At 50.1% G+C, this 24,432-nt stretch carries 22 protein-coding genes and 1 tRNA gene; 10 read left to right on the forward strand and 13 right to left on the reverse strand.

The window, feature by feature from the left end; all coding sequences use genetic code 11:
- Positions 1-426 precede the first annotated feature (426 nt).
- The 3 genes from sdaC (at position 427) to xni (ending at position 4,008) form a co-directional block, all read left to right on the forward strand.
- Positions 427-1,716, forward strand: a complete 1,290-nt coding sequence (gene sdaC / locus ATB02_RS14330; protein ID WP_032303700.1) for an HAAAP family serine/threonine permease SdaC — start codon at positions 427-429, stop codon at positions 1,714-1,716.
- Between the two features lie 57 nt (positions 1,717-1,773).
- Complete coding sequence (gene sdaB, locus ATB02_RS14335; RefSeq protein ID WP_000626401.1) at positions 1,774-3,141, forward strand: L-serine ammonia-lyase II; 1,368 nt, start codon at positions 1,774-1,776, stop codon at positions 3,139-3,141.
- A gap of 111 nt (positions 3,142-3,252) precedes the next feature.
- Entirely contained in the window at positions 3,253-4,008 is a 756-nt protein-coding gene (gene xni / locus ATB02_RS14340) for a flap endonuclease Xni (RefSeq protein WP_001352986.1), read from the forward strand.
- A gap of 54 nt (positions 4,009-4,062) precedes the next feature.
- Here xni and fucO read toward each other — a convergent pair whose 3' ends face one another.
- The 7 genes from fucO to ATB02_RS14375 all read right to left on the reverse strand — a co-directional run bounded on the left by fucO (position 4,063) and on the right by ATB02_RS14375 (position 12,226).
- Entirely contained in the window at positions 4,063-5,211 is a 1,149-nt protein-coding gene (gene fucO / locus ATB02_RS14345; RefSeq protein ID WP_105271791.1) for a lactaldehyde reductase, read from the reverse strand.
- A gap of 27 nt (positions 5,212-5,238) precedes the next feature.
- Positions 5,239-5,886 (reverse strand): L-fuculose-phosphate aldolase, encoded by a 648-nt coding sequence (gene fucA / locus ATB02_RS14350; RefSeq protein WP_105271792.1) that lies wholly within the window; start codon positions 5,884-5,886, stop codon positions 5,239-5,241.
- 132 nt (positions 5,887-6,018) lie between these two features.
- Complete coding sequence (locus ATB02_RS14355) at positions 6,019-7,017, reverse strand: LacI family DNA-binding transcriptional regulator (protein ID WP_001140842.1); 999 nt, start codon at positions 7,015-7,017, stop codon at positions 6,019-6,021.
- Positions 7,018-7,081: 64 nt separating this feature from the next.
- Positions 7,082-8,662 (reverse strand): FGGY-family carbohydrate kinase, encoded by a 1,581-nt coding sequence (locus tag ATB02_RS14360; protein ID WP_105271793.1) that lies wholly within the window; start codon positions 8,660-8,662, stop codon positions 7,082-7,084.
- A gap of 53 nt (positions 8,663-8,715) precedes the next feature.
- Positions 8,716-9,666, reverse strand: a complete 951-nt coding sequence (locus ATB02_RS14365) for an ABC transporter substrate-binding protein (protein ID WP_105271794.1) — start codon at positions 9,664-9,666, stop codon at positions 8,716-8,718.
- A 73-nt stretch (positions 9,667-9,739) separates the two neighbouring features.
- A complete protein-coding gene (locus ATB02_RS14370) occupies positions 9,740-10,723 on the reverse strand; it encodes an ABC transporter permease (RefSeq protein ID WP_000156205.1) in 984 nt (327 codons plus the stop codon).
- Positions 10,724-10,726: 3 nt separating this feature from the next.
- Positions 10,727-12,226 (reverse strand): sugar ABC transporter ATP-binding protein, encoded by a 1,500-nt coding sequence (locus tag ATB02_RS14375; RefSeq protein WP_105271795.1) that lies wholly within the window; start codon positions 12,224-12,226, stop codon positions 10,727-10,729.
- Positions 12,227-12,695: 469 nt separating this feature from the next.
- Between ATB02_RS14375 and fucI the strand changes: the two genes are divergently transcribed.
- The 4 genes from fucI to fucR all read left to right on the forward strand — a co-directional run bounded on the left by fucI (position 12,696) and on the right by fucR (position 17,211).
- The gene (gene fucI / locus ATB02_RS14380) at positions 12,696-14,471 is read left to right on the forward strand and encodes an L-fucose isomerase (protein WP_038355742.1); all 1,776 of its coding nucleotides are present in this window, start codon (positions 12,696-12,698) and stop codon (positions 14,469-14,471) included.
- A 108-nt stretch (positions 14,472-14,579) separates the two neighbouring features.
- Positions 14,580-15,998 carry an L-fuculokinase gene (fucK, locus tag ATB02_RS14385; protein ID WP_105271796.1) on the forward strand — a complete coding sequence of 473 codons (1,419 nt, stop codon included), beginning with the start codon at positions 14,580-14,582 and terminating at the stop codon, positions 15,996-15,998.
- 1 nt (position 15,999) lies between these two features.
- A complete protein-coding gene (gene fucU, locus ATB02_RS14390) occupies positions 16,000-16,422 on the forward strand; it encodes an L-fucose mutarotase (RefSeq protein WP_000920840.1) in 423 nt (140 codons plus the stop codon).
- A 57-nt stretch (positions 16,423-16,479) separates the two neighbouring features.
- On the forward strand, positions 16,480-17,211 hold the full coding sequence (fucR, locus tag ATB02_RS14395) for an L-fucose operon activator (protein WP_001308912.1): 732 nt from the start codon (positions 16,480-16,482) through the stop codon (positions 17,209-17,211).
- A gap of 43 nt (positions 17,212-17,254) precedes the next feature.
- Here fucR and rlmM read toward each other — a convergent pair whose 3' ends face one another.
- From rlmM to ATB02_RS14415, 4 genes are all read right to left on the reverse strand, one after another.
- Positions 17,255-18,355 (reverse strand): 23S rRNA (cytidine(2498)-2'-O)-methyltransferase RlmM, encoded by a 1,101-nt coding sequence (gene rlmM / locus ATB02_RS14400; RefSeq protein ID WP_001045520.1) that lies wholly within the window; start codon positions 18,353-18,355, stop codon positions 17,255-17,257.
- Positions 18,348-18,743 (reverse strand): DUF423 domain-containing protein, encoded by a 396-nt coding sequence (locus tag ATB02_RS14405; RefSeq protein ID WP_000203905.1) that lies wholly within the window; start codon positions 18,741-18,743, stop codon positions 18,348-18,350. Before ATB02_RS14405 ends, rlmM begins: the two co-directional genes overlap by 8 nt.
- Before the next feature lie 18 nt (positions 18,744-18,761).
- Positions 18,762-19,679: a glycine cleavage system transcriptional regulator GcvA gene (gcvA, locus tag ATB02_RS14410; protein ID WP_000044394.1), complete on the reverse strand. Its 918-nt coding sequence runs from the start codon at positions 19,677-19,679 to the stop codon at positions 18,762-18,764.
- Positions 19,680-20,029: 350 nt separating this feature from the next.
- On the reverse strand, positions 20,030-20,257 hold the full coding sequence (locus tag ATB02_RS14415; protein ID WP_000750398.1) for a YgdI/YgdR family lipoprotein: 228 nt from the start codon (positions 20,255-20,257) through the stop codon (positions 20,030-20,032).
- Between the two features lie 191 nt (positions 20,258-20,448).
- Between ATB02_RS14415 and csdA the strand changes: the two genes are divergently transcribed.
- On the forward strand, positions 20,449-21,654 hold the full coding sequence (gene csdA / locus ATB02_RS14420) for a cysteine desulfurase CsdA (protein ID WP_105271797.1): 1,206 nt from the start codon (positions 20,449-20,451) through the stop codon (positions 21,652-21,654).
- Entirely contained in the window at positions 21,654-22,097 is a 444-nt protein-coding gene (gene csdE / locus ATB02_RS14425; protein WP_105271798.1) for a cysteine desulfurase sulfur acceptor subunit CsdE, read from the forward strand. The genes csdA and csdE overlap by 1 nt, the downstream gene beginning before the upstream one ends.
- A 50-nt stretch (positions 22,098-22,147) precedes the next feature.
- On the opposite strand, the gene tcdA is transcribed toward csdE, so the two are convergent.
- Together tcdA and mltA are read right to left on the reverse strand one after the other, a co-directional pair.
- Positions 22,148-22,954 carry a tRNA cyclic N6-threonylcarbamoyladenosine(37) synthase TcdA gene (gene tcdA, locus ATB02_RS14430; RefSeq protein WP_105271799.1) on the reverse strand — a complete coding sequence of 269 codons (807 nt, stop codon included), beginning with the start codon at positions 22,952-22,954 and terminating at the stop codon, positions 22,148-22,150.
- A gap of 76 nt (positions 22,955-23,030) precedes the next feature.
- On the reverse strand, positions 23,031-24,128 hold the full coding sequence (mltA, locus tag ATB02_RS14435) for a murein transglycosylase A (RefSeq protein ID WP_000678652.1): 1,098 nt from the start codon (positions 24,126-24,128) through the stop codon (positions 23,031-23,033).
- Between the two features lie 208 nt (positions 24,129-24,336).
- On the opposite strand from mltA, the gene ATB02_RS14445 reads away from it, so the two are divergent.
- Positions 24,337-24,413: transfer RNA gene (locus ATB02_RS14445), tRNA-Met, on the forward strand.
- The last annotated feature ends 19 nt before the right edge of the window (positions 24,414-24,432 follow it).

Genomic DNA, 24,432 nt, shown 5'->3' on the forward strand with positions numbered 1-24,432 from the left:
TCATACAATTTATATTGCAACGCAAACGTTTCCCTGTTTTCACAAACCACATTTTATCGCTATGAAAAATAAATTATCCCCATTATTCACTAAAAGTATTGATTTTTTCAGCTCAACCTACATATATTGCGCGCCCCGGAAGAGGTCAGATGTCGTTTAATGGGCAAATATTGCCCTTAAATTCTCTTTTACTTTTGATTTACAGAGTAAAGCGTTGAGATTATCTATCTTCCAAGTAGATTATTGTATTTGAGATCAAGATCACTGATAGATACATAACTTGTGTGTATCTTTCCGCCCTCAAATTATTACGGCGGAAAATGATTAAGCCATCGCCGATAGACAGATTTCATTTTTACGGTCAGGCACCTTCCCGGGCTGAACTGGCTAAAAGCTGAATTATTTGCATTCCTCCAGGAGAAATTGATGGAAACGACTCAAACCAGCACGATTGTGTCGAAAGACTCACGTAGTGCATGGCGCAAGACAGACACCATGTGGATGCTGGGCCTTTACGGCACGGCAATCGGCGCGGGCGTGCTGTTCCTGCCAATCAACGCCGGTGTTGGCGGTATGATCCCGCTGATCATCATGGCTATCCTTGCGTTCCCAATGACGTTTTTCGCGCACCGTGGCCTGACCCGCTTCGTGCTGTCTGGTAAAAACCCAGGCGAAGACATCACCGAGGTGGTAGAAGAACACTTTGGTATTGGCGCTGGTAAACTGATTACTCTGCTGTACTTCTTTGCTATCTACCCGATCCTGCTGGTTTACAGTGTGGCAATCACCAACACGGTTGAAAGCTTCATGTCTCACCAGCTGGGTATGACGCCGCCGCCGCGTGCGATTCTGTCTCTGATCCTGATCGTGGGTATGATGACCATTGTTCGCTTCGGTGAGCAGATGATCGTGAAGGCGATGAGTATTCTGGTATTCCCGTTTGTTGGTGTACTGATGCTGCTGGCTCTGTACCTGATCCCGCAGTGGAACGGCGCAGCACTGGAAACGCTGTCTCTGGACACTGCATCGGCAACCGGCAACGGTCTGTGGATGACCCTGTGGCTGGCGATTCCGGTCATGGTGTTCTCGTTCAACCACTCTCCGATCATCTCTTCTTTCGCCGTTGCGAAGCGTGAAGAGTACGGCGATATGGCAGAACAGAAATGCTCGAAGATCCTGGCATTCGCACACATCATGATGGTGCTGACCGTAATGTTCTTCGTCTTCAGCTGCGTACTGAGCCTGACTCCGGCAGACCTGGCTGCGGCTAAAGAGCAGAACATCTCGATTCTGTCTTACCTGGCTAACCACTTTAACGCGCCGATCATCGCGTGGATGGCTCCGATTATCGCGATTATCGCTATCACCAAATCCTTCCTCGGCCACTACCTGGGCGCACGTGAAGGCTTCAACGGTATGGTGATTAAATCTCTGCGTGGTAAAGGTAAGTCTATCGAAATCAACAAGCTGAACCGTATCACTGCGCTGTTCATGCTGGTAACGACCTGGATTGTTGCCACCCTGAACCCGAGCATCCTGGGTATGATTGAAACCCTGGGCGGCCCAATCATCGCGATGATCCTGTTCCTGATGCCGATGTACGCAATTCAGAAAGTACCGGCAATGCGTAAATACAGCGGTCACATCAGCAACGTATTCGTTGTCGTGATGGGTCTGATTGCAATCTCCGCAATCTTCTACTCTCTGTTCAGCTAAGTCCTTTCGCGCCGCTTTCGGGCGGCGCTTCCTCCGTTTTAACGCGATGTATTTCCTATGATTAGCGTATTCGATATTTTCAAAATCGGCATTGGCCCTTCCAGTTCTCATACCGTTGGACCAATGAAAGCGGGTAAGCAATTTACCGACGATCTGATTGCCCGTAACCTGCTTAAAGACGTGACCCGCGTGGTGGTTGACGTGTACGGCTCGCTCTCTCTGACCGGTAAAGGCCACCACACAGATATCGCCATAATTATGGGTCTGGCGGGTAACCTGCCGGATACCGTGGATATCGATTCCATCCCTGGTTTTATTCAGGATGTGAATACTCATGGTCGCCTGATGTTGGCAAACGGTCAGCACGAAGTGGAGTTCCCGGTTGATCAGTGCATGAACTTCCATGCCGATAACCTTTCTCTGCATGAAAACGGCATGCGCATTACCGCGCTGGCGGGCGATAAAGTCGTTTACAGCCAGACTTACTACTCTATCGGCGGTGGCTTTATCGTTGATGAAGAACATTTTGGCCAGCAGGATAGCGCACCGGTTGAAGTTCCTTATCCGTACAGTTCCGCTGCCGATCTTCAAAAACATTGTCAGGAGACCGGGCTGTCACTCTCTGGTCTGATGATGAAAAACGAGCTGGCGCTGCACAGCAAAGAAGAACTGGAACAGCACCTGGCGAACGTCTGGGAAGTAATGCGTGGCGGTATTGAGCGCGGTATTGCCACCGAAGGCGTGTTGCCAGGCAAACTGCGCGTTCCACGCCGCGCTGCGGCACTACGCCGGATGCTGGTTAGCCAGGATAAAACCACCACTGATCCGATGGCAGTTGTTGACTGGATCAACATGTTTGCGCTGGCAGTGAACGAAGAGAACGCTGCGGGCGGTCGCGTGGTGACTGCGCCGACTAACGGTGCGTGCGGGATTATCCCGGCAGTGCTGGCGTACTACGACAAGTTTATCCGCGAAGTGAACGCTAACTCACTGGCTCGTTACCTGCTGGTAGCAAGCGCGATTGGTTCTCTTTATAAGATGAACGCCTCGATTTCTGGTGCCGAAGTGGGTTGCCAGGGTGAAGTTGGCGTGGCGTGCTCTATGGCGGCAGCTGGTCTGGCAGAACTGTTAGGCGCAAGCCCGGCGCAGGTGTGCATCGCGGCGGAAATCGCCATGGAACACAACCTCGGTCTGACGTGTGACCCGGTTGCTGGACAAGTTCAGGTACCGTGCATTGAGCGTAACGCCATTGCGGCAGTAAAAGCGGTGAACGCTGCACGTATGGCGCTACGCCGTACCAGCGAACCACGTGTCTGCCTCGATAAAGTTATCGAGACCATGTACGAAACAGGTAAAGATATGAATGCCAAGTACCGCGAAACCTCTCGTGGTGGTCTGGCGATGAAGATTGTTGCCTGCGATTAATCGCTCTCCAGAGGCCTCGATTTGCGAGGCCTCTTCCCGTTTTCTCATCCAGCTGTAGCCTCTTCCAGTAGTGAATGTTACCCTTATCACCTGATCTTTAAGGGGGTTATCGTGGCTGTTCATTTGCTTATTGTCGATGCACTGAATCTTATCCGTCGCATTCATGCCGTTCAGGGGTCGCCTTGTGTCGAAACCTGCCAGCACGCGCTCGATCAGCTCATTATGCACAGCCAGCCAACCCACGCGGTCGCCGTTTTTGATGATGAAAACCGCAGTAGCGGCTGGCGTCATCAGCGTTTACCAGATTACAAAGCGGGTCGACCACCAATGCCGGAAGAGTTGCACAACGAAATGCCTGCATTACGCGCCGCCTTTGAGCAACGAGGCGTCCCGTGCTGGTCAGCCAGCGGCAACGAAGCCGATGACTTAGCCGCCACGCTGGCGGTCAAAGTAACTCAGGCCGGGCATCAGGCAACAATTGTTTCGACAGATAAAGGCTACTGCCAGTTACTTTCACCGACATTACGTATTCGTGATTACTTCCAGAAACGTTGGCTGGATGCACCATTTATTGATAAAGAATTTGGCGTTCAACCGCAGCAGTTACCCGATTACTGGGGGCTGGCGGGGATCAGCAGTTCAAAGGTGCCAGGCGTTGCGGGGATTGGCCCCAAAAGCGCCACGCAGTTGCTGGTCGAGTTTCAGAGTCTGGAAGGGATCTATGAGAATCTGGATGCGGTTGCCGAAAAGTGGCGCAAGAAATTAGAAATGCATAAAGAGATGGCATTTCTGTGCCGCGATATTGCCCGCTTACAGACTGATTTGCATATCGACGGCAATTTACAGCAATTGCGGTTGGTACGGTAACGGCGTGCCGGATACGGTGCAAACGTCGCATCCGGCATCGTCACATCAGCGCAATTACCAGGCGGTATGGTAAAGCGCTACAATATCCTCAAGCGTTGCTTCACGCGGGTTGCCACCGGTACAAACATCATCCAGTGCCGCCTGCGCCAGTGCCGGAATGTCTTCCTTGCGTACACCAACATCACGTAAATGTGGCGGAATACCGACATCACGGTTGAGAGCAAACACCGCTTCAACAGCAGCATTACGCGCCTCTTCCAGGCTCATACCTTCCACTTTCACGCCCATAACGCGCGCGATATCGCGGTACTTCTCACCGGTAAAGTCAGCGTTATAGCGCATGACATGCGGTAACAGGATGGCGTTCGCAACACCGTGTGGCGTGTTGTAAAACGCGCCCAGTGGATGCGCCATACCATGCACCAACCCTAACCCAACATTCGAGAATCCCATACCCGCAACATACTGCCCGAGCGCCATTTCTTCTCCGGCATCCTTATCACCAGCAACCGATCCTCGCAGCGCCCCAGCAATGATTTCAATCGCTTTAATGTGCAGCGCATCGGTTAGCGCCCACGCACCACGAGTAATATACCCCTCAATAGCATGAGTGAGCGCATCGACACCCGTCGCGGCTTTCAGCGCAGGCGGCATACCATCCATCATGTCAGCGTCAATAAATGCCACCTGCGGGATATCATGCGGATCAACACAAACGAACTTGCGTCGTTTTTCTTCGTCAGTGATCACATAGTTAATGGTCACTTCTGCCGCAGTGCCTGCTGTGGTGGGGATTGCCAGAATCGGTACACTGGGTTTATTGGTCGGGGAAAGCCCTTCCAGACTGCGCACATCGGCGAATTCCGGGTTGTTGCTGATGATGCCAATCGCTTTACACGTGTCCTGTGGAGAACCACCACCAATAGCGATCAGGTAATCCGCACCGCTACTCTGGAATACACCAAGCCCTTCTTTGACGACAGTAATTGTCGGGTTGGGCACTACACCATCGTAAATCTCCCATGCCAGCCCTGCAGCATCCATCTTATCGGTCACTTTCGCCACCACGCCGCATTGCACCAGCGTTTTATCGGTGACGATCAGTGCCTTCTGATAACCACGGCGTTTCACCTCCTCAGTTAAGGCCCCAACAGCTCCCCGACCAAACCATGCCGTTTCGTTCAGAATCATTCTGTTAGCCATCATCCTGCTCCTTTTTGCTTTACGAAATTACTCTTCAATCCGTAACCCGTAGGTTTTGAATTTCTCCAGCACTACGGCAATCTCTTCATCGCTCAGCACTGGCACCGGGTCCGTAATCGCCAGGGTCGTCAGGTAAAGTTGCGCCAGCACTTCAACCTCATGCGCCAGCCATAACGCTTTCTCCAGATTCACCTCACAAGCGATAAGCCCATGATGTTGTAACAAAGTTGCCTTACGGTTTTTGAGAGCCAGCGCAACATGTTCAGAAAGTTCGCGAGTTCCGAAGGTCGCATAAGGCGCGCAAGGAATAGAATTACCACCAGCCGCCGCAATCATGTAGTGAATAGCGGGGATCGGTCGGTTAAGAATGGAAACTGCCGTGCAATGAACGGCATGATTGTGAACAACCGCGTTGGCATCCGGTCTGCTTTGATAGGCCGCCATATGGAAACGCCATTCGCTTGAGGGAAGCTTTCCTTCCTCATGTTTACCGTTGCCATCAACATAGACAATCATATTCTCCGTCATTCTTTCATAAGGAATACCGCTGGGAGTAATCAACATGCCGTTTTCAAAACGTGTGCTGACATTCCCCGCTGTCCCCTGATTTAACCCAAGGCGCGTCATTTCCAGACAGGTTTCAATTATTTCACGGGATAAACGTGTTCTTTCCATTTCTATTCTCCAGATACAGTTTCAGCTCGCCTTGTTGCGTAAAACAGCACCGCAAATGAAGACGGGGTTATTTTTAGTAAGGGGAGGCCACTGAATATCATTGTTCAGTAGCCTGATATCTTTTGGCGATTATTATTTTTTTCTTATGCGCTTAATTAATTTCATTTCTACTTTAACTGTTTTTTTGACTGGTCTTTCTTCGATCGCGCTTAACATCATTTCGAACGCTTTTTCTGCCCAGGCATTTTCATCCTGCTGCATTGACCAGACATTGTTGGCGAGAAATCCCAGCATAGGATGTTCATCGAAAGTGCCAATATTGATTTCTGGCGGTACAGCGCCAAGACGGTCGCGAATCGCGCGGACAGCGCCTTCAAGCACAGGTAAAGACGAGGCGATAAATGCCTGCGGACATCCCTGCTCTTCAATGAGTTTTTCCATAATGACATAGCCGCCTTCCGGAGTATTTACCGGACCTTCCCGCACCCAATCGCGATGGGTAATCCCTTTTTTTGCCAACGCATTCAAATAACCTGTCAGACGATCGCTGATACTCGGCAAACCGGCATCTCCCAGCAAAAACCATACTGGAGCCTGCCCGGCCTCAAGAATATTTTGCGTCAGCTTTTCTCCGCCAGAAATATTATTACTCTCTACCAATGCGTTATCGGTATATTTAAAATCACGATCGAGTAAAACCATTGGCTTACGAATTTTGCGTAAATGATGCTGCTGATTTTCCAACGTCGAAGGAACAATAAAAAGACCATCTACATTTCGTGCGATAAATGCTTTCGTCAATTTATTTTCATAGTCAACATCATCATAAGTGCAACTGATTGTAAGTTGATATCCGGAACGTCGACAGCGTTGTTCGAGTTTTTCTGCCAGCGTAGCAAAAAAGACGTTGGATATGTTGGGAACAATCAACCCTAATGTATCAGTTTTGTTAAGCTTAAGGCTGCGAGCGGAATGATTAATGATATAACCATAGCGTTCAACATATTCATTGATACGCGTTTGGGTTTTGACGCTGATTCGATATTGTTCCGCTTTTCCATTTAGCACCAGTCGCACGGTCGTAACCGATAAATTCAGGTCGCTGGCTATCTGCTCTACTGTTTTAGCCATAGGTATTTCCCAGTTAACATCCAGACGTCAAATCACAATCATAAAAGTATTTTCAACTTTTGTCTTATTGCATCAGTTGGTTAACCGCCTGTTGTTGCTCCCAAAGCGTCAGGTAAACCCGGTATTTACGCTCTAAAAATTCACGGCGTTGTGGATTTACCTGAATAACCTCTCCGGCTTCAACCATTGCTTTACACGCAGATGTAAAATCCCCCCATGCTCCGCTGGCAACAGCGCCGCTAATTGCTGCGCCCAACGTAACGGCATCTTCTTCTTGCATCAGGTGGATATCGCAACCTGTCACGTCTGCATATTCGCGTAGCCATAAAGGGTTGTGCGTTGCACCACCACATAATGTTAATCGGGTAATGGTATGCCCATTTTCCCGCAGAGTTTCAATAATATGTCTGGTGCCAAAGGCTATTGCCTGTAAAGTCGCAAGATAAAGCCGCGCGAGCTGATTTTCACCACGCTCCAGTGTTAAGCCATAAACACTGCCTCTGGCATCGGGCCGCGCTCGTGGCGAACGGTTGCCGTGATGATCGGCAAGCACATGTAAATTTCGTGTGGGTTCTGACTCGTTAGCTTCCAGGGCGGCTACCCATTCATTAATCAGTTGAATCGGATGACACCCGCGTTGCTGCGCCTTGTTAAAAAGATTTGCGCTTGCCCCGGACTCCTGAAGCGTCCACTCCACCAGCGCCCCTGCGGCGCTTTGCCCGCCTTCAGTTAGCCAGTAATTTGGCAACATGGCCGACCAGTATGGCCCCCAGACGCCAGGGGTGAATATTTCTTTTTCACTGCACAACATGTGGCAATTCGACGTTCCGCTTATCAATGCCAGCGTTCCTGATGGCTGCGCGCCAGCCAGCGCCATGCCACCGGCATGGGCATCAATCAAACCACTGGCCACGATAACATTGGTCGTTAATCCTAATTCTTCAGCAGCTGTGGCAGTTAAAGTTCCCACGGCAGCACCAGGCGGAAGAATTTCGGCGGGAATTCTTTCGAGCATGTCGGTCAGGTCTACCGATTCCAGTAAGCTATGGCTAAAGCGTTGTTCATGAGCCAGATAATTCCATTTACACGTTAGCGTGCACAATCCCGCGACGTCTCGCCCTGTTGCTTTCCAGACCAGAAAATCCGCCAGATCGAAAAAGCGATGAGCGGCCTGCCAGGTTTGCGGTAGATGCGTCTTCAACCAACGTAACTTTGGTAACTCCATCTCGACGCTCACTTCGCCGCCAACGTAGCGCAATGCGGGATCCTTCGTTGCGTTAATCTGCGCCGTCTCGACAGTTGCACGATGATCCATCCACATAATAATGTCGTGATTCGCAGATCCACCGGACGAAACCGCTAAACCCTGGCCTTGTTCATCAAGAACAACCAGCGAGCAGGTAGCGTCAAAACCCAGTGAGCGAATTGCGGAAATGGGGATGCCTGCCAAAACTGTCGCCTCTTTCACCGTTTTACAAACTTGTTGCCAGATCTCTGCCGAAGACTGTTCGACACGCTCGCCGCTAGGGCGAAACTGGGAGACGGGCGCAGTAGCGAATGCCAGCCTGTGGCCACTGGCACTGTAAACGCCTGCCCTGACACTGGCCGATCCGACATCGACACCGAGAAAATAACCGTTGTGCATAAAGCCTCCCTGACGCTGGAGATAACGGGGATGAGAATTCATCCCCAATTTTTTTATTTCTTACCGAATGGGTGCAGGAGTTTGTCGATTTCTGGCGTGTTAATATTCTCGGCATTAACAAATTTCACGGGAATATCGATCTCTTTTTCAACGGCTTGCCCCGAAAGGGCCGCGTTCAACGTTTTGATCCCTTGATAGCCAATCTGGTATGCATCCTGAACAACAAAGCCCTGAATGACCCCGTTCTTCAGGAAGTTAATAATCGCTTCCGTACTATCAAAACCAATGACCTTCACCTTACCTTTCAGATTCTGGCTATCAATGGCATTCGCCACCCCGAGCGTTGAACCTTCATTGGTGCCATAGATCCCAGCAAGATCGGGATTGGCCTGAATCATATCGATAGTTTTATCCATCGCTTTTTGCGGGTCACCATCGCTGTACTGAACGGGTAAGACTTTAATGTCAGGATATTTTTCTTTCATACGCTCCATGAAGCCTTCCGAGCGTTCAATAGCGGAAGATGTTCCTGCAACGTGCGCGATAATCCCAACTTTCCCTTTATTATTTACCTGCGCAGCTAAGGCATCAGCTGCCTGAGCACCTGCTTTACGGTTATTGGTGGCGACAAAACTCACCGGAATGTCTGAATTGATGCCTGAATCAAAGGTCACCACTTTGATACCGCGTGAATTTGCCGTTTCTACCAGTGGGGCGAGCGCATTCGCGTCGAGGGCTGCCAGAAGCAAGCCATTCGGTTTCTGCGCCATCGCATTTTCGACTAACTGAATTTGCTCGGCTATTTGCGTTTCATCAGCCGGGCCAACATAGCTGGTTTTATCCCCCAACTCTTTAGCCGCAGCTTCAGTCCCCATTTTTACGGTTTGCCAGAATTCATGTTGGAAACCTTTACTAACAACCGGAAGATTTAAATCCTTCGCCAGTGCGCTGGAACTTACGCAAGCCAGCAGAGATAACGCATAGATAAAATGCCTGGTTTTCATTGTTGTACTCCGTTCTGAGTGAATCACCCTTAACGTCAGGGCAGTTGTTTCCCGATAAAACAGGGAGCCTAAGTCAACGAATCTTTTTGCGTAATGTATCGAGGTAAACGGCAGCGACCACAACTACGCCCATCGCGACCATTTGCCAGAACTGAGAGACCCCCATTAAATTGAGGCCATTTTTCAGTACACTCATAATGAAAGCGCCAATGATTGTGCCGCCAATAGTGCCAATACCGCCCATTAAGCTGGTTCCGCCGATCACTACCGCAGCAATAGCTTCCAGCTCATAACCCACACCCACCGTCGGTTGTCCGGAGTTGAGACGAGAAGCGAGAATGACACCCGCAATCCCGGTTAATAAACCACAGAAGGCATAGACGAAAATTTTCACGCGCTGAACTTTAATACCAGAAAGATGAGCAGCAACTTCATTACTGCCTACGGCATAGACATAGCGACCAATAACCGTTTTCTTCAGGATGTAAGCGCCGACAAGCGCCACAATGACCAGGTAGAAAACAGGATAAGGCAGCACATCAAACAAGCGTCCCTGAGCGAGCGTTTTGAACATCGGGTAATCGGCAAAATAGATGGCGCGCCCGTCGGTCATCACCATATTGATACCTCTGACGGACATCATCAGGCCCAAGGTAGCGATAAACGGTGGAATAGTCATTTTAGTGACCAACAAACCATTCACATAGCCGCACATTCCACCGGCTAAAACACCGGCAATAATACACACTGGCAGCGGCAGGCCCAGTGTGGCGCAAATCCCCACGGCGACACCAGAAAAAGCCACCACGGAACCCAATGAAAGATCGATGCCCGCGGTAATAATGACGAAAGTTACCCCAATGGCCATAATGCCGATAACCGACGTTTGCAGAGCAATCGTCATGATATTTTCGGTATTAAAGAAAAAGGGAGAGCTGAAACTAAAAAACAGCACTAATATAATTAAGCTAAAAAGAGGCGCAAGGCGCATCAAAAGTTCTTTATTTATCTTTATTTTCTTATTATTGCTGTCTGGAGAGGTTACAGAGATAGTCATAATTTAATCCTCTAACGTCGCGTATTGCATGATTTTTTCTTGTGTCGCTTCATTTGCGCTAAGTTCGCCAGTAATTCGACCACTGCGCATCACTAAAATACGGTCGCACATTCCTAACACCTCCGGCAATTCAGAGGAGATCATGATGATTGATTTCCCTTTTGCCACCAGGCGATTCATTAACTCATAGATTTCCAGTTTGGCGCCAACATCAATGCCGCGAGTGGGTTCATCGAAGATTAAAATATCAGTATCTTTACACACCCAACGTGCAATTATAATTTTCTGCTGATTTCCTCCACTTAGATTTAATGCAGCCTGTTCAAGATTTGGCGTTTTAATCCTTAACGCTTTTACCTGTTCCTCACTGGTTTGTTGGCAACGACGCGAATCGACATTCCCAAAACGATCGGAATACTCAGGGTAATTTCCTAACATAATATTTCGTTCAACAGATAAATTCAGTGCCAACCCTTCTTTTTTTCGGTCTTCCGTCAGGTAACTAATTCCCTGCTGAATAGCATCCGAAATATCTTTAATAACGGTTTCCTTACCATTTAACTTTAGCGTTCCGCTGTCAATGGAGTCCGCACCAAAAATCGCACGCGCAAGTTCAGTACGACCTGCCCCCATCAGTCCGGCAAAGCCGAGGATCTCGCCACGATAAAGCGTAAAATTAATATCGTTCAGTACGCCTTTGCGCGTCAGTCCGTTGACCTCCAGAACCGGCATCCGCTGCTGTATGGCCTCGCGGCGGGGATAGATATTCCCTAAATCGCGACCAACCATCATGGCAATCAGATCGCTGATTTTTACGCACTCATAATCTACTGTGCTGATGTACTGACCATCACGCATTACAGTCGCGCGGTCGGCAATTAGCGCCAACTCTTCCAGACGGTGGGATATATACACAATGCCGGTCCCCTGTTCTTTCAATAACCGGGTGACGCGAAATAAGCTTTCAATTTCAGTTTCTGTTAACGCCGCAGTAGGTTCATCCATAATGAGAATCCTGGCGTTAACCGAAATGGCCTTGGCAATTTCTACCATCTGTTGTTGAGCTACCGTAAGGTCGGCAACCAGAGTATCTGGTTTGATCGCCAAATTTAATTTTTGCAAAATTTCAATCGTCGCCTTGCGTTGCTGTTTCTCATCCAGACGCCAGCGATTTTTTTTACAAAACTCCCTGCCGATAAAAATATTTTCTTCTACTGTAAGCTCGGGAAATAAATTAAATTCCTGGTGAATAATAGTAATACCTACGTTTTGCGCACTTAACGGATCAGAAAATGAGACTAATTTATCTTCAAAAATTATTTCGCCTTCATCAGGTTGATAAACCCCCGACAAAATTTTCATTAATGTAGATTTTCCTGCACCATTTTCACCTAATAATGCATGAACCTCGCCCCGGCGTAGGGTAAATTGCACGTCATTAAGCGCCAACACTCCAGGAAAGCGTTTGGTGATATGCTTCATTTGCAAAAATGTTTCGGACATTGCAGCTTTCCTCAATAATCAGAAACTGAAAATGTGAAGTACGGCATAAACGTCGCTACTAAAGCCATCTCCACTGTGATACGAATAACCTTTGAATAAATATTCATCGTATCAATCTATTCTTCGCATTTTGCTAACTCGAGTTAGCGATCGCCTTTTAAAGCTATTTTAGGTATACAAATTAGCCAAATCATTTGAGTTAAAACTGTGATGCATAACCATTAAAATCTAATAACCATTTGATTATACGTAAAATTTATTTTTATCCCGCTAGATAATAATTTGACAGAGATCGTATTTTAACCACTTCTCGTGAAGCCCCTCACATTTCAACAACAAAAAAGTTGTGCATAAAAAGCCTACAAACCTAAGCTAACTCGAGTTAGCAAATAATGACCAATACTACTGCTTCGGTGGTTTCCTTTCTCCGCCTTAGCAGAGCGCCAATAAAGCGAGATGAGGAATCCTGATGAAAATTAATACGTTACCGAAAATTGGTATCCGCCCGGTTATTGACGGTCGTCGCATGGGTGTTCGTGAGTCGCTTGAAGAACAAACAATGAATATGGCGAAAGCTACGGCCGCACTGCTGACCGAGAAACTGCGCCATGCCTGCGGAGCTGCCGTCGAGTGTGTCATTTCCGATACCTGTATCGCGGGTATGGCTGAAGCCGCTGCTTGCGAAGAAAAATTCAGCAGTCAGAATGTAGGCCTCACCATTACGGTAACGCCTTGCTGGTGCTATGGCAGTGAAACCATCGACATGGATCCAACCCGCCCGAAAGCCATTTGGGGCTTTAACGGCACTGAACGCCCAGGCGCTGTTTACCTCGCCGCAGCTCTGGCAGCTCACAGTCAGAAAGGAATCCCGGCATTCTCCATTTACGGTCATGACGTTCAGGATGCCGATGACACATCGATTCCTGCCGACGTTGAAGAAAAACTGCTGCGCTTTGCCCGCGCCGGTTTGGCAGTCGCCAGTATGAAAGGTAAAAGCTATCTGTCGCTGGGCGGCGTTTCGATGGGGATCGCCGGTTCCATCGTTGACCACAACTTCTTTGAATCCTGGCTGGGAATGAAAGTCCAGGCGGTGGATATGACCGAACTGCGTCGCCGTATTGATCAGAAGATTTACGACGAAGCAGAACTGGAAATGGCGCTGGCCTGGGCTGATAAAAACTTCCGCTATGGCGAAGATGAAAATAACAAACAGTATCAACGCAATGCCGAGCAAAGCCGCGCAGTTCTACGCGAAAGTTTACTGATGGCGATGTGTATCCGCGACATGATGCAAGGCAACAGCAAACTGGCCGATATTGGTCGCGTGGAAGAATCTCTTGGTTACAACGCCATCGCTGCGGGCTTCCAGGGGCAACGTCACTGGACCGATCAATATCCCAATGGCGACACCGCCGAAGCGATCCTCAACAGTTCATTTGACTGGAATGGCGTACGCGAACCCTTTGTCGTGGCGACCGAAAACGACAGTCTTAACGGCGTGGCAATGCTAATGGGTCACCAGCTCACCGGCACCGCTCAGGTATTTGCCGATGTGCGTACCTACTGGTCACCAGAAGCAATTGAGCGTGTAACGGGGCATAAACTGGACGGACTGGCAGAACACGGCATTATCCACTTGATCAACTCCGGTTCTGCTGCGCTGGACGGTTCCTGTAAACAACGCGACAGCGAAGGTAAACCGACGATGAAGCCGCACTGGGAAATCTCTCAGCAAGAGGCTGACGCTTGCCTCGCCGCGACCGAATGGTGCCCGGCTATCCACGAATATTTCCGTGGCGGTGGTTACTCTTCCCGCTTCCTTACTGAAGGCGGTGTCCCGTTCACCATGACCCGTGTCAACATCATCAAAGGCCTGGGACCGGTACTGCAAATCGCGGAAGGCTGGAGCGTTGAGTTACCGAAGGATGTGCATGACATCCTCAACAAACGCACCAACTCAACCTGGCCAACCACCTGGTTTGCACCGCGCCTCACCGGTAAAGGGCCGTTTACGGATGTGTACTCGGTAATGGCGAACTGGGGCGCTAACCATGGGGTTCTGACCATCGGCCACGTTGGCGCAGACTTTATCACTCTCGCCTCCATGCTGCGTATCCCGGTATGTATGCACAACGTTGAAGAGACCAAAGTGTATCGTCCTTCTGCCTGGGCTGCGCACGGCATGGATATTGAAGGCCAGGATTACCGCGCTTGCCAGAACTACGGTCCGTTGTACAAGCGTTAATACATTACTCCCTGATGTGATGCCCGGTCGCTCCGGCTACCGGGCCTGAACAAGCAAGAGTGGTTAGCCGGATAAACAATGTTATCCGGCTATATTGCAGGAGCGATTATGAAACAAGAAGTTATCCTGGTACTCGACTGTGGCGCAACCAATGTCAGGGCCATCGCGGTTAATCGGCAGGGAAAAATTGTTGCCCGCGCCTCAACGCCTAATGCCAGCGATATCGCGATGGAAAACAACACCTGGCACCAGTGGTCTTTAGACGCCATTTTGCAACGCTTTGCTGATTGCTGTCGGCAAATCAATAGTGAACTGACTGAATGCCACATCCGCGGTATCGCCGTCACCACCTTTGGTGTGGATGGCGCTCTGGTAGATAAGCAAGGCAATCTGCTCTATCCGATCATTAGCTGGAAATGTCCGCGAACAGCAGCGGTAATGGACAATATTGAACGGTTGATCTCCGCACAGCAGTTGCAGGCTATTTCTGGCGTCGGAGCCTTTAGTTTCAATACGTTATATAAATTGGTGTGGTTGAAAGAAAATCATCCACAACTGCTGGAACGCGCGCACGCCTGGCTCTTTATTTCGTCGCTGATTAACCACCGTTTAACCGGCGAATTCACTACTGATATCACGATGGCCGGAACCAGCCAGATGCTGGATATCCAGCAACGCGATTTCAGTCCGCAAATTTTACACGCCACCGGTATTCCACGCCGACTCTTCCCTCGTCTGGTGGAAGCGGGTGAACAGATTGGTACGTTACAGAACAGCGCCGCAGCAATGCTCGGCTTACCCGTTGGCATACCGGTGATTTCTGCAGGTCACGATACCCAGTTCGCCCTTTTTGGCGCTGGTGCCGAACAAAATGAACCCGTGCTCTCTTCCGGTACATGGGAAATTTTAATGGTCCGCAGTACGCAGGTTGATACTTCACTGCTAAGTCAGTACGGCGGTTCGACCTGCGAACTGGATAGCCAGGCAGGATTGTATAACCCCGGTATGCAATGGCTGGCATCCGGCGTGCTGGAATGGGTGAGAAAACTGTTCTGGACTACTGAAACGCCCTGGCAAATGTTGATTGATGAAGCTCGTCTGATCCCCCCGGGTACGGATGGTGTGAAAATGCAGTGTGATTTATTGTCGTGTCAGAACGCTGGCTGGCAAGGAGTGACGCTCAATACCACGCGCGGACATTTCTATCGCGCGGCGCTGGAAGGGTTAACCGCGCAATTACAGCGCAATCTACAGATGCTGGAAAAAATCGGGCACTTTAAAGCCTCTGAATTATTGTTAGTAGGTGGAGGAAGTCGCAACACATTGTGGAATCAGATTAAAGCCAATATGCTTGATATTCCGGTAAAAGTTCTCGACGACGCCGAAACGACCGTCGCAGGAGCTGCGCTGTTCGGTTGGTATGGCGTAGGGGAATTTAACAGCCCGGAAGAAGCTCGCGCGCAGATTCATTATCAGTACCGTTATTTCTACCCGCAAACTGAACCTGAATTTATAGAGGAAGTGTGAAATGCTGAAAACAATTTCGCCGTTAATTTCTCCCGAACTATTGAAAGTGCTGGCAGAGATGGGACATGGAGATGAAATTATTTTTTCCGATGCTCACTTTCCCGCCCATTCGATGGGACCGCAGGTGATCCGCGCTGATGGCCTGTTGGTGAGCGACTTGCTCCAGGCGATAATCCCGTTATTTGAACTGGACAGTTATGCACCGCCGCTGGTGATGATGGCAGCGGTAGAGGGTGACACTCTCGATCCTGAAGTAGAACGACGTTATCGAAATGCGCTTTCACTACAAGCCCCCTGTCCTGACATCATCCGCATCAATCGTTTTGCGTTTTATGAGCGGGCGCAAAAAGCCTTTGCGATCGTTATCACAGGCGAACGAGCGAAGTACGGGAATATTCTTTTAAAAAAAGGGGTAACACCGTAATCTCATACCGGTACGCCCGCATGACGCGGGCGGTTATCGAATGATGGGGTGAAAAATATGAAAGCGGCACGCCAGCAAGCGATAGTCGACCTGCTGCTGAACCATACCAGCCTGACCACGGAAGCTCTCTCTGAACAGCTAAAGGTCAGTAAAGAAACCATTCGTCGCGATCTCAATGAATTACAGACGCAGGGTAAAATTCTGCGCAATCATGGGCGCGCTAAATATATCCACCGTCAAAATCAAGACAGTGGCGATCCCTTTCACATCCGGCTGAAAAGCCATTATGCGCATAAAGCAGATATCGCGCGCGAGGCGCTCGCGTGGATTGAAGAAGGGATGGTGATAGCCTTAGACGCCAGTTCAACCTGCTGGTATCTGGCACGCCAGTTGCCTGACATCAACATCCAGGTCTTCACCAATAGCCATCCGATTTGCCATGAACTCGGTAAACGTGAACGCATTCAACTGATCAGTTCCGGCGGCACACTTGAGCGCAAATATGGCTGTTACGTCAATCCCTCGCTGATTTCCCAACTTAAATCGCTGGAAATCGATCTGTTTATTTTTTCTTGTGAAGGGATCGATAGCAGCGGTGCACTGTGGGACTCCAATGCCATCAACGCTGATTACAAATCGATGCTATTAAAACGTGCCGCGCAATCGTTGTTATTGATTGATAAAAGTAAATTTAATCGTTCAGGGGAAGCCCGCATCGGGCATCTGGATGAGGTCACGCACATTATTTCTGATGAGCGCCAGGTTGCGGCTTCTTTGGTGACAGCCTGACAGAAATGGGAGCAGGCCGGAGACGACGCCCCGGCCTTGTTAGTTATCGCTCGTCGCGACGGCCTCCCACCGCAGCCCAGATACGGCGGACATGCACCGTCACTTCTTCACGATCGTGATACAACTGTCGCGCCTGAATCTGAGCATTTATGCCATGTTCATCAAGCTGTGCCTGAATATACGCCAGATTATGTGACACTTCTTCGTAGCGTTTTTTCATCGGCAGTTTGAGGTTGAAAATGGTTTCACGGCACCAGCCATTAACCAGCCACTGCGCCATCAATGCCGCAACTTTCGCCGGTTTTTCAACCATATCGCATACCATCCAGGAGATATTGCTGCGTGTCGGACGGAATTTGAAACCGTCTTCCCGCAGCCACGTCACCTGCCCGGTATCCATCAGGCTTTGTGCCATCGGGCCGTTATCAACGGAATATACCCACATGTTGCGCTTCACCAGTTGGTAGGTCCAGCCGCCTGGGCAAGCACCTAAATCCACCGCCCACATCCCGTTCGCCAGGCGTTCATCCCACTCATCCGCAGGAATAAACACATGAAATGCCTCTTCCAGTTTGAGCGTGGAACGACTCGGCGCATCTGCCGGAAATTTCAGGCGCGGAATGCCCATATAGAACGGCGAATTATTGTTGCTGTATGAGTAACCGGTATAGCAGCAACCTGGTGCAATAAAGAATACATGCACAACCGGACGCTTCGGCGTTTCATAGTTCGCCAGCACCCCGGCATCGCGCAAGGCAGCGCGTAGCGGCACGGTAAATTTACGGCAGAATTTCAGCAACTCTTTGCTTTCGTTGGTATCGGCAACTTCAACACGCAGTTCACCGCCCTTCTCTACTACGCCCTGTAACATGCCGACAATGGGGGTAATACGATCTTCTGGCGGCAAATGCTGCAGGAGTTCCCCCACCACAAACCACTGGCGGGCAAAAATTAATGAACTGAACGGCAGCTCACGGATTAACTTATCGCCATCATCAGGTTGATAACATTCATAAATGACATAACCCGCATTCTCTTTCACGCGGGCAAAACCGAAAATTTCCCGCTGGCCGGCTTTATCGGTAATTTCTGCGGCGCACTCTTTTTCAAAGCCCGGACGGCACAGCAATACAACCTTATTCATGACTTACGCCCTTGCGCTTTAAACGGATAGCACCAACTAACATTAACGCCCAGCCCGCGAGGAAGCTCACGCCGCCAACCGGTGTGACAAATGCCCACAAACGCAGATGGGACAGCGCCAGGCAATAAAGGCTGCCGCTGAACAGCACCGTGCCTAACGCAAGGAAAACGCTACTCCAGTAAAACCAGATACTGATGCGACGCTGCATTGCCACCGCCAGACCTAAGATCGCCAGCGTATGGAACGCCTGGTATTCTAGGCCAGTCTGGATCCAGCCCATCTCAACGGCTCCCATGGTTTTACTTAACACATGCGCGCCAAAAGCGCCCAGCGCCACAAAAATGAAGCCGCTAATGGCGGCGAAAATCAGCATAAAACGGCTGGTCATGGTCGTACCCTACGTAAATTATTGTTCATAACGAAAGCGGAATTTTTCTTGTTCAGCAGCGGCTTTCGCCAGGATCCATTGGCGAAAGGCGGCTATTTTACCCAGTTCTGCCTGGCTGTCATGACAAACCAGATAAAAAGCGTTTTTACTGACCAGAACATCATTAAACGGGCAAACAAGACGTCCGGCTTCAATTTCAGATTGCGCCATCACGTTATTCGCCAGCGCCACTCCCTGCCCGTGGATAGCCGCTTGCAGCACCATGGCGCTATGACTAAATATTGGTCCTTGCTGAACGTTGATATGATTTAACCCCAATTGGCGAGTATATGTCTGCCAGTCACGGCGAGACGCATCATGTAATAACGTATGTTTAGCCAAGTCTTCCGGGGTCTTCAAGGGTTTATCGCCTGTCAGCAGTAGCGGCGAACACACCGGCAATAAATATTCGGCGTAAAGTTTTTCCACCCGTAGCCCCGGCCAGTTGCCCCGACCATAGAATATCGCCACGTCAACATCATCCGCCAACTTATCTTCCTGACGATCAACCGCCTGGATGCGAACGTCAATTCCCGGATAAGCTGAATTAAAGCTGGAAAGTCGTGGAACCAACCAATGAATGGCGAAACTGGGGAGTAAACTGACCGTCAACGCCCCCTTGGCGCTACGGGCCTGAAGTTTACGTGTCGCTTCGGTTAATTGCGAAAATATCTCTTTGATATCGAGGAAATAGCTTTGCCCTTCCTCGGTCAGCAGGAGTGAACGATTACGGCGGCGGAACAGTTTTAGCCCCAGAAAATCCTCAAGAGACTTGATTTGATGACTTACTGCGGCCTGAGTCACAAAAAGCTCTTCTGCTGCGCGAGTGAAACTTAAATGGCGTGCTGCGGCATCAAAAACTCGTAAGGCATTTAGCGGTGGTAATCGTTTAGACATGGCTTTTAAACTTTGATGTTAAATGAATTTAACAATTAGATCACACTGTGTAACCTATTAGTTTTTTTAATCTGAGCCATTATAAATTGTCCGTTGAGCTTCTACCAGCAAATACCTATAGTGGCGGCACTTCCTGAGCCGGAACGAAAAGTTTTATCGGAATGCGTGTTCTGGTGAACTTTTGGCTTACGGTTGTGATGTTGTGTTGTTGTGTTTGCAATTGGTCTGCGATTCAGACCATGGTAGCAAAGCTACCTTTTTTCACTTCCTGTACATTTACCCTGTCTGTCCATAGTGATTAATGTAGCACCGCCTAATTGCGGTGCTTTTTTTTACCTTGCGATCGCGAATTACTGATCCAGTTCGACCATCTCTTTCACGTCGGTACGGTTGATCTGCTGTTTGTTGCCATTAGCGTCTTTATACGAAATCATACCGGTATCGTTATCAGTCTGTGGTTTGCCGTCAGAGACGATGGTACGTCCGTCATTGGTGTGCATCACATAGTTCGAACCGGAACAGGCGCTCAGGGCAAAAGTCAGCATACAGGCAGAAATAATTGCGGCAGTCTTTTTCATCATCTTCTCCTTAAAGCGATTAATAAATCTTAATAGTATTGATTAACAGGCTAAAATTAACGCCTAACACTATTTAGCATATGTTACTTACGCGGCTTCGCCAGGATATCCAGATAATTCTGATGGTTAGCACTCTCCTTGTATCAAAGTGAATTTTGCGTCACGATCGGTGCATCAAGCCGAGGAGTACCATGAACGTTTTTAATCCCGCGCAATTTCGCGCCCAGTTTCCCGCGCTACAGGATGCGGGCGTCTATCTCGACAGCGCCGCGACCGCGCTTAAACCTGAAGCCGTGGTTGAAGCCACCCGACAGTTTTACAGCCTGAGCGCCGGAAACGTCCATCGCAGCCAGTTTGCCGAAGCCCAACGCCTGACCGCGCGTTATGAAGCTGCGCGGGAGAAAGTGGCGCAATTACTGAATGCATCAGATGACAAAAATATCGTCTGGACGCGCGGCACCACTGAATCCATCAACATGGTGGCACAATGCTATGCGCGTCCGCGTCTGCAACCGGGCGATGAAATTATTGTCAGTGTGGCAGAGCACCACGCCAACCTCGTCCCCTGGCTGATGGTCGCCCAACAAACTGGAGCCAAAGTGGTGAAATTGCCGCTGAATGCACAGCGACTGCCGGATGTCGATTTGTTGCCAGAACTGATCACACCTCGCAGTCGGATTCTGGCGTTGGGTCAGATGTCGAACGTTACTGGCGGTTGCCCGGATCTGGCGCGAGCGATTACCTTTGCTCATTCAGCCGGGATGGTGGTGATGGTTGATGGTGCTCAGGGGGCGGTGCATTTCCCCGCGGATGTTCAGCAACTGGATATTGATTTCTATGCTTTTTCAGGTCACAAACTGTATGGCCCGACAGGTATCGGCGTGCTGTATGGCAAATCAGAACTGCTGGAAGCGATGTCGCCCTGGCTGGGCGGCGGCAAAATGGTTCACGAAGTGAGTTTTGACGGCTTCACGACTCAATCTGCGCCGTGGAAACTGGAAGCTGGAACGCCAAATGTCGCTGGTGTCATAGGATTAAGCGCGGCGCTGGAATGGCTGGCAGATTACGATATCAACCAGGCCGAAAGCTGGAGTCGCAGCCTGGCGACGATTGCAGAAGAGGCGCTGGCAAAACGTCCAGGCTTTCGTTCATTCCGCAGCCAGGATTCCAGCCTGCTAGCCTTTGATTTTGCTGGCGTTCATCACAGCGATATGGTGACGCTGCTGGCGGAGTACGGCATTGCCCTGCGGGCCGGGCAGCATTGCGCTCAGCCGCTACTGGCAGAATTAGGCGTAACCGGCACACTGCGCGCCTCTTTTGCGCCATATAATACAAAGAGTGATGTAGATGCGCTGGTGAATGCCGTTGACCGTGCGCTGGAATTATTGGTGGATTAATGACGAACCCGCAATACGCCGGACATCCGTTCGGCACAACCGTTACCGTAAAGACGTTACACGAAACTTTCGCGCCGTTGACTCAATGGGAAGACAAATATCGTCAGCTAATTATGTTGGGGAAACAGCTTCCAGCTTTGCCAGACGAGTTAAAAGCGCAGGCTAAAGAGATCGCCGGATGCGAAAACCGCGTCTGGCTGGGATATACCGTCGCTGAAAACGGCACGATGCATTTCTTTGGCGACAGCGAAGGACGCATTGTGCGCGGCCTGCTGGCGGTGTTGTTGACTGCCGTTGAGGGGAAAACCGCCGCCGAATTGCAGGCACAGTCGCCGCTGGCATTGTTTGATGAGCTGGGATTGCGTGGGCAGCTTAGCGCCTCACGCAGCCAGGGGTTGAATGCGTTAAGTGAGGCGATTATCGCGGCGGCGAAGCAGGGTTAAACACAAAACCAGGTCGGATAAGACGTTCACGTCGCATCCGACCTGATTGTTTACCCCTGACGCGCCGCTTTCGCCATCATCTTCCTCAACGCATGAGAAACCGCAACAAAACCAAAGGTGGCGGTCACCATCGTCGCCGCACCAAATCCAGATGCACAATCCATCCGCTTCGGCCCTTCTGCCGTGGCTTTCATCGCGCACACCGTACCGTCTGACTGCGGGTACACCAGCGCTTCGGTAGAGAACACGCAATCCACGCCGAGCTTACCTTTGCTGTTTTTCACTACGCCAAAATCGCTTTTCAGGCGCTCGCGCAACTTCGCCGCCAGCGGGTCCTGAATCGTTTTCGCCAGATCGGTAACCTGAATCTGCGTCGGATCAATCTGCCCACCAGCACCACCAGTCGTGACCAGAGGGATTTTGTTGCGCCGACAATAAGCAATCAGCGCCGCTTTGGGTCGCACACTATCAATGGCATCAATCACGTACGAATAACCGGCACTCATATATTGCGCTACGTTATCCGGCGTCACGAAGTCATCCACCACCGTTACACGGCACTCCGGGTTAATCTGGCGAATACGTTCGGCCATGACTTCCGCTTTGGCCAGCCCGACGTTATCTCGCAGCGCGTGAATTTGCCGATTGGTATTAGTGACGCACACATCATCCATATCGATAAGCGTGATTGCGCCAATCCCCGTACGCGCCAACGCTTCCGCCGCCCAGGAACCAACGCCACCGATACCGACCACACAAATATGCGCATCAGCAAACAGTTGCAACGCTTTTTCACCATACAGACGCGCAGTGCCACCAAAACGCTGACGCCATGCATCACTAATTACCACAGACATAGCACCTCAGAATTAAAAAGGGCGAGGTTATCCCTCACCCTGTCGTATCCGTCAAAACGGTATACAGAATAACACATCAGCCGCTAAAGACGTTACCTGCGCCCGGGGCGGTTTTCAGCACCCAAACACGTCCATAGTGGTTGTACCAACCTGCGCGGTGTCCGGCTTCCGGCCCGATACCTTGATAAATATCGAAGTGTTGGCCTTTGATTGCACCACCGACATCCAGCGCCACCATCAGCCGTAGTTCGTACTGACCGTTAAATTTGCCGTTATTATCCAGCAGCGGCACTTCTGCCAGTAAGGTTGTACCAGGTGGGATAATGGAACGATCGGACGCAACTGAAGCGCGACCAACCAGCGGCACCGCACTTGCCCCTTTCACCGGAGCAAAAGATTGCGGTTTAAAGAAGACGAAAGACGGGTTCTGTTCCAGCAGCTCGCGAACCTCGGCTTCACTGTGTGTTTCACCCCAGTGACGAATCGCCTGCATCGACATATCTTCTTTTTTCACTTCGCCACGGTCAATCAGCACCTTACCAATACTGCGATAGGCATGACCATTCTTTCCGGCATAGCTGAAGAAGTTAAGCGGACTGCCATCACCAAAATCGATATACCCGCTACCCTGCACATCCATAATGAAGTTATCCATCAGAGAGTTGCTGTAAGCGAGGATGTATTTATCGCTCAATGCTCCCGCGTAGATCTCCGCACGAGACGGCAGACGACCACGTTTTGGCGGCATACGGTAAATAGGATACTGGAACTCGCCCTGACGGGTATGGCGCGCCTGAATGACAGGCGTGTAATAGCCCGTAAACTGCACGTTGCCATAGTTGTCGGCACCTTCCATCTGCCAGGCGTCAATGCCGAACTGACGCATATTGCGGGTATCACCGCCTGCGCGTAGCCACTCCTGCACCGCATTATAAACATTACTCTGGTTGCCATACAGACGCGGTGACGAAGTACGGATATGGTTAATTTGCTCGGCAAAATCACCGGCGTTAATTGGCGCGCCAACGGCATCTGGCTGGTTTACCAGAGAGAAAGGCTGGGTAAATTTCCCGTCTTTATATTGCTGTCCGCGATCGGTTGGTTTGGAAGAGCAGGCGGCAAGCATTGCCACAACCGTGCCCATAAGAAGGTACTTTACCCAACGTCCTTTCATTGTTCTCTTCTTCAGTTTAAAAAATAAGGCGCAATGAAGATAACAAACCGCCGCGTTTAATGAAATGAGCAGCCTCTCCCTGACGCAAATTTTGCACAAAAAACAGGCTTTAGTGATTTGTTTTTGCTCAAAATCATACCAAATCCGTGATCTGGGTAAAAAAAAGGTTGCATGAAAACGCGAGCGGAGTATAGTGCGCATCCACGGACGCGGGGTGGAGCAGCCTGGTAGCTCGTCGGGCTCATAACCCGAAGGTCGTCGGTTCAAATCCGGCCCCCGCAACCAATACTTATGATGCTGATAA

This window comes from Escherichia sp. MOD1-EC5189, assembly GCF_002966045.1.
GTDB lineage: Bacteria > Pseudomonadota > Gammaproteobacteria > Enterobacterales > Enterobacteriaceae > Escherichia > Escherichia coli_F.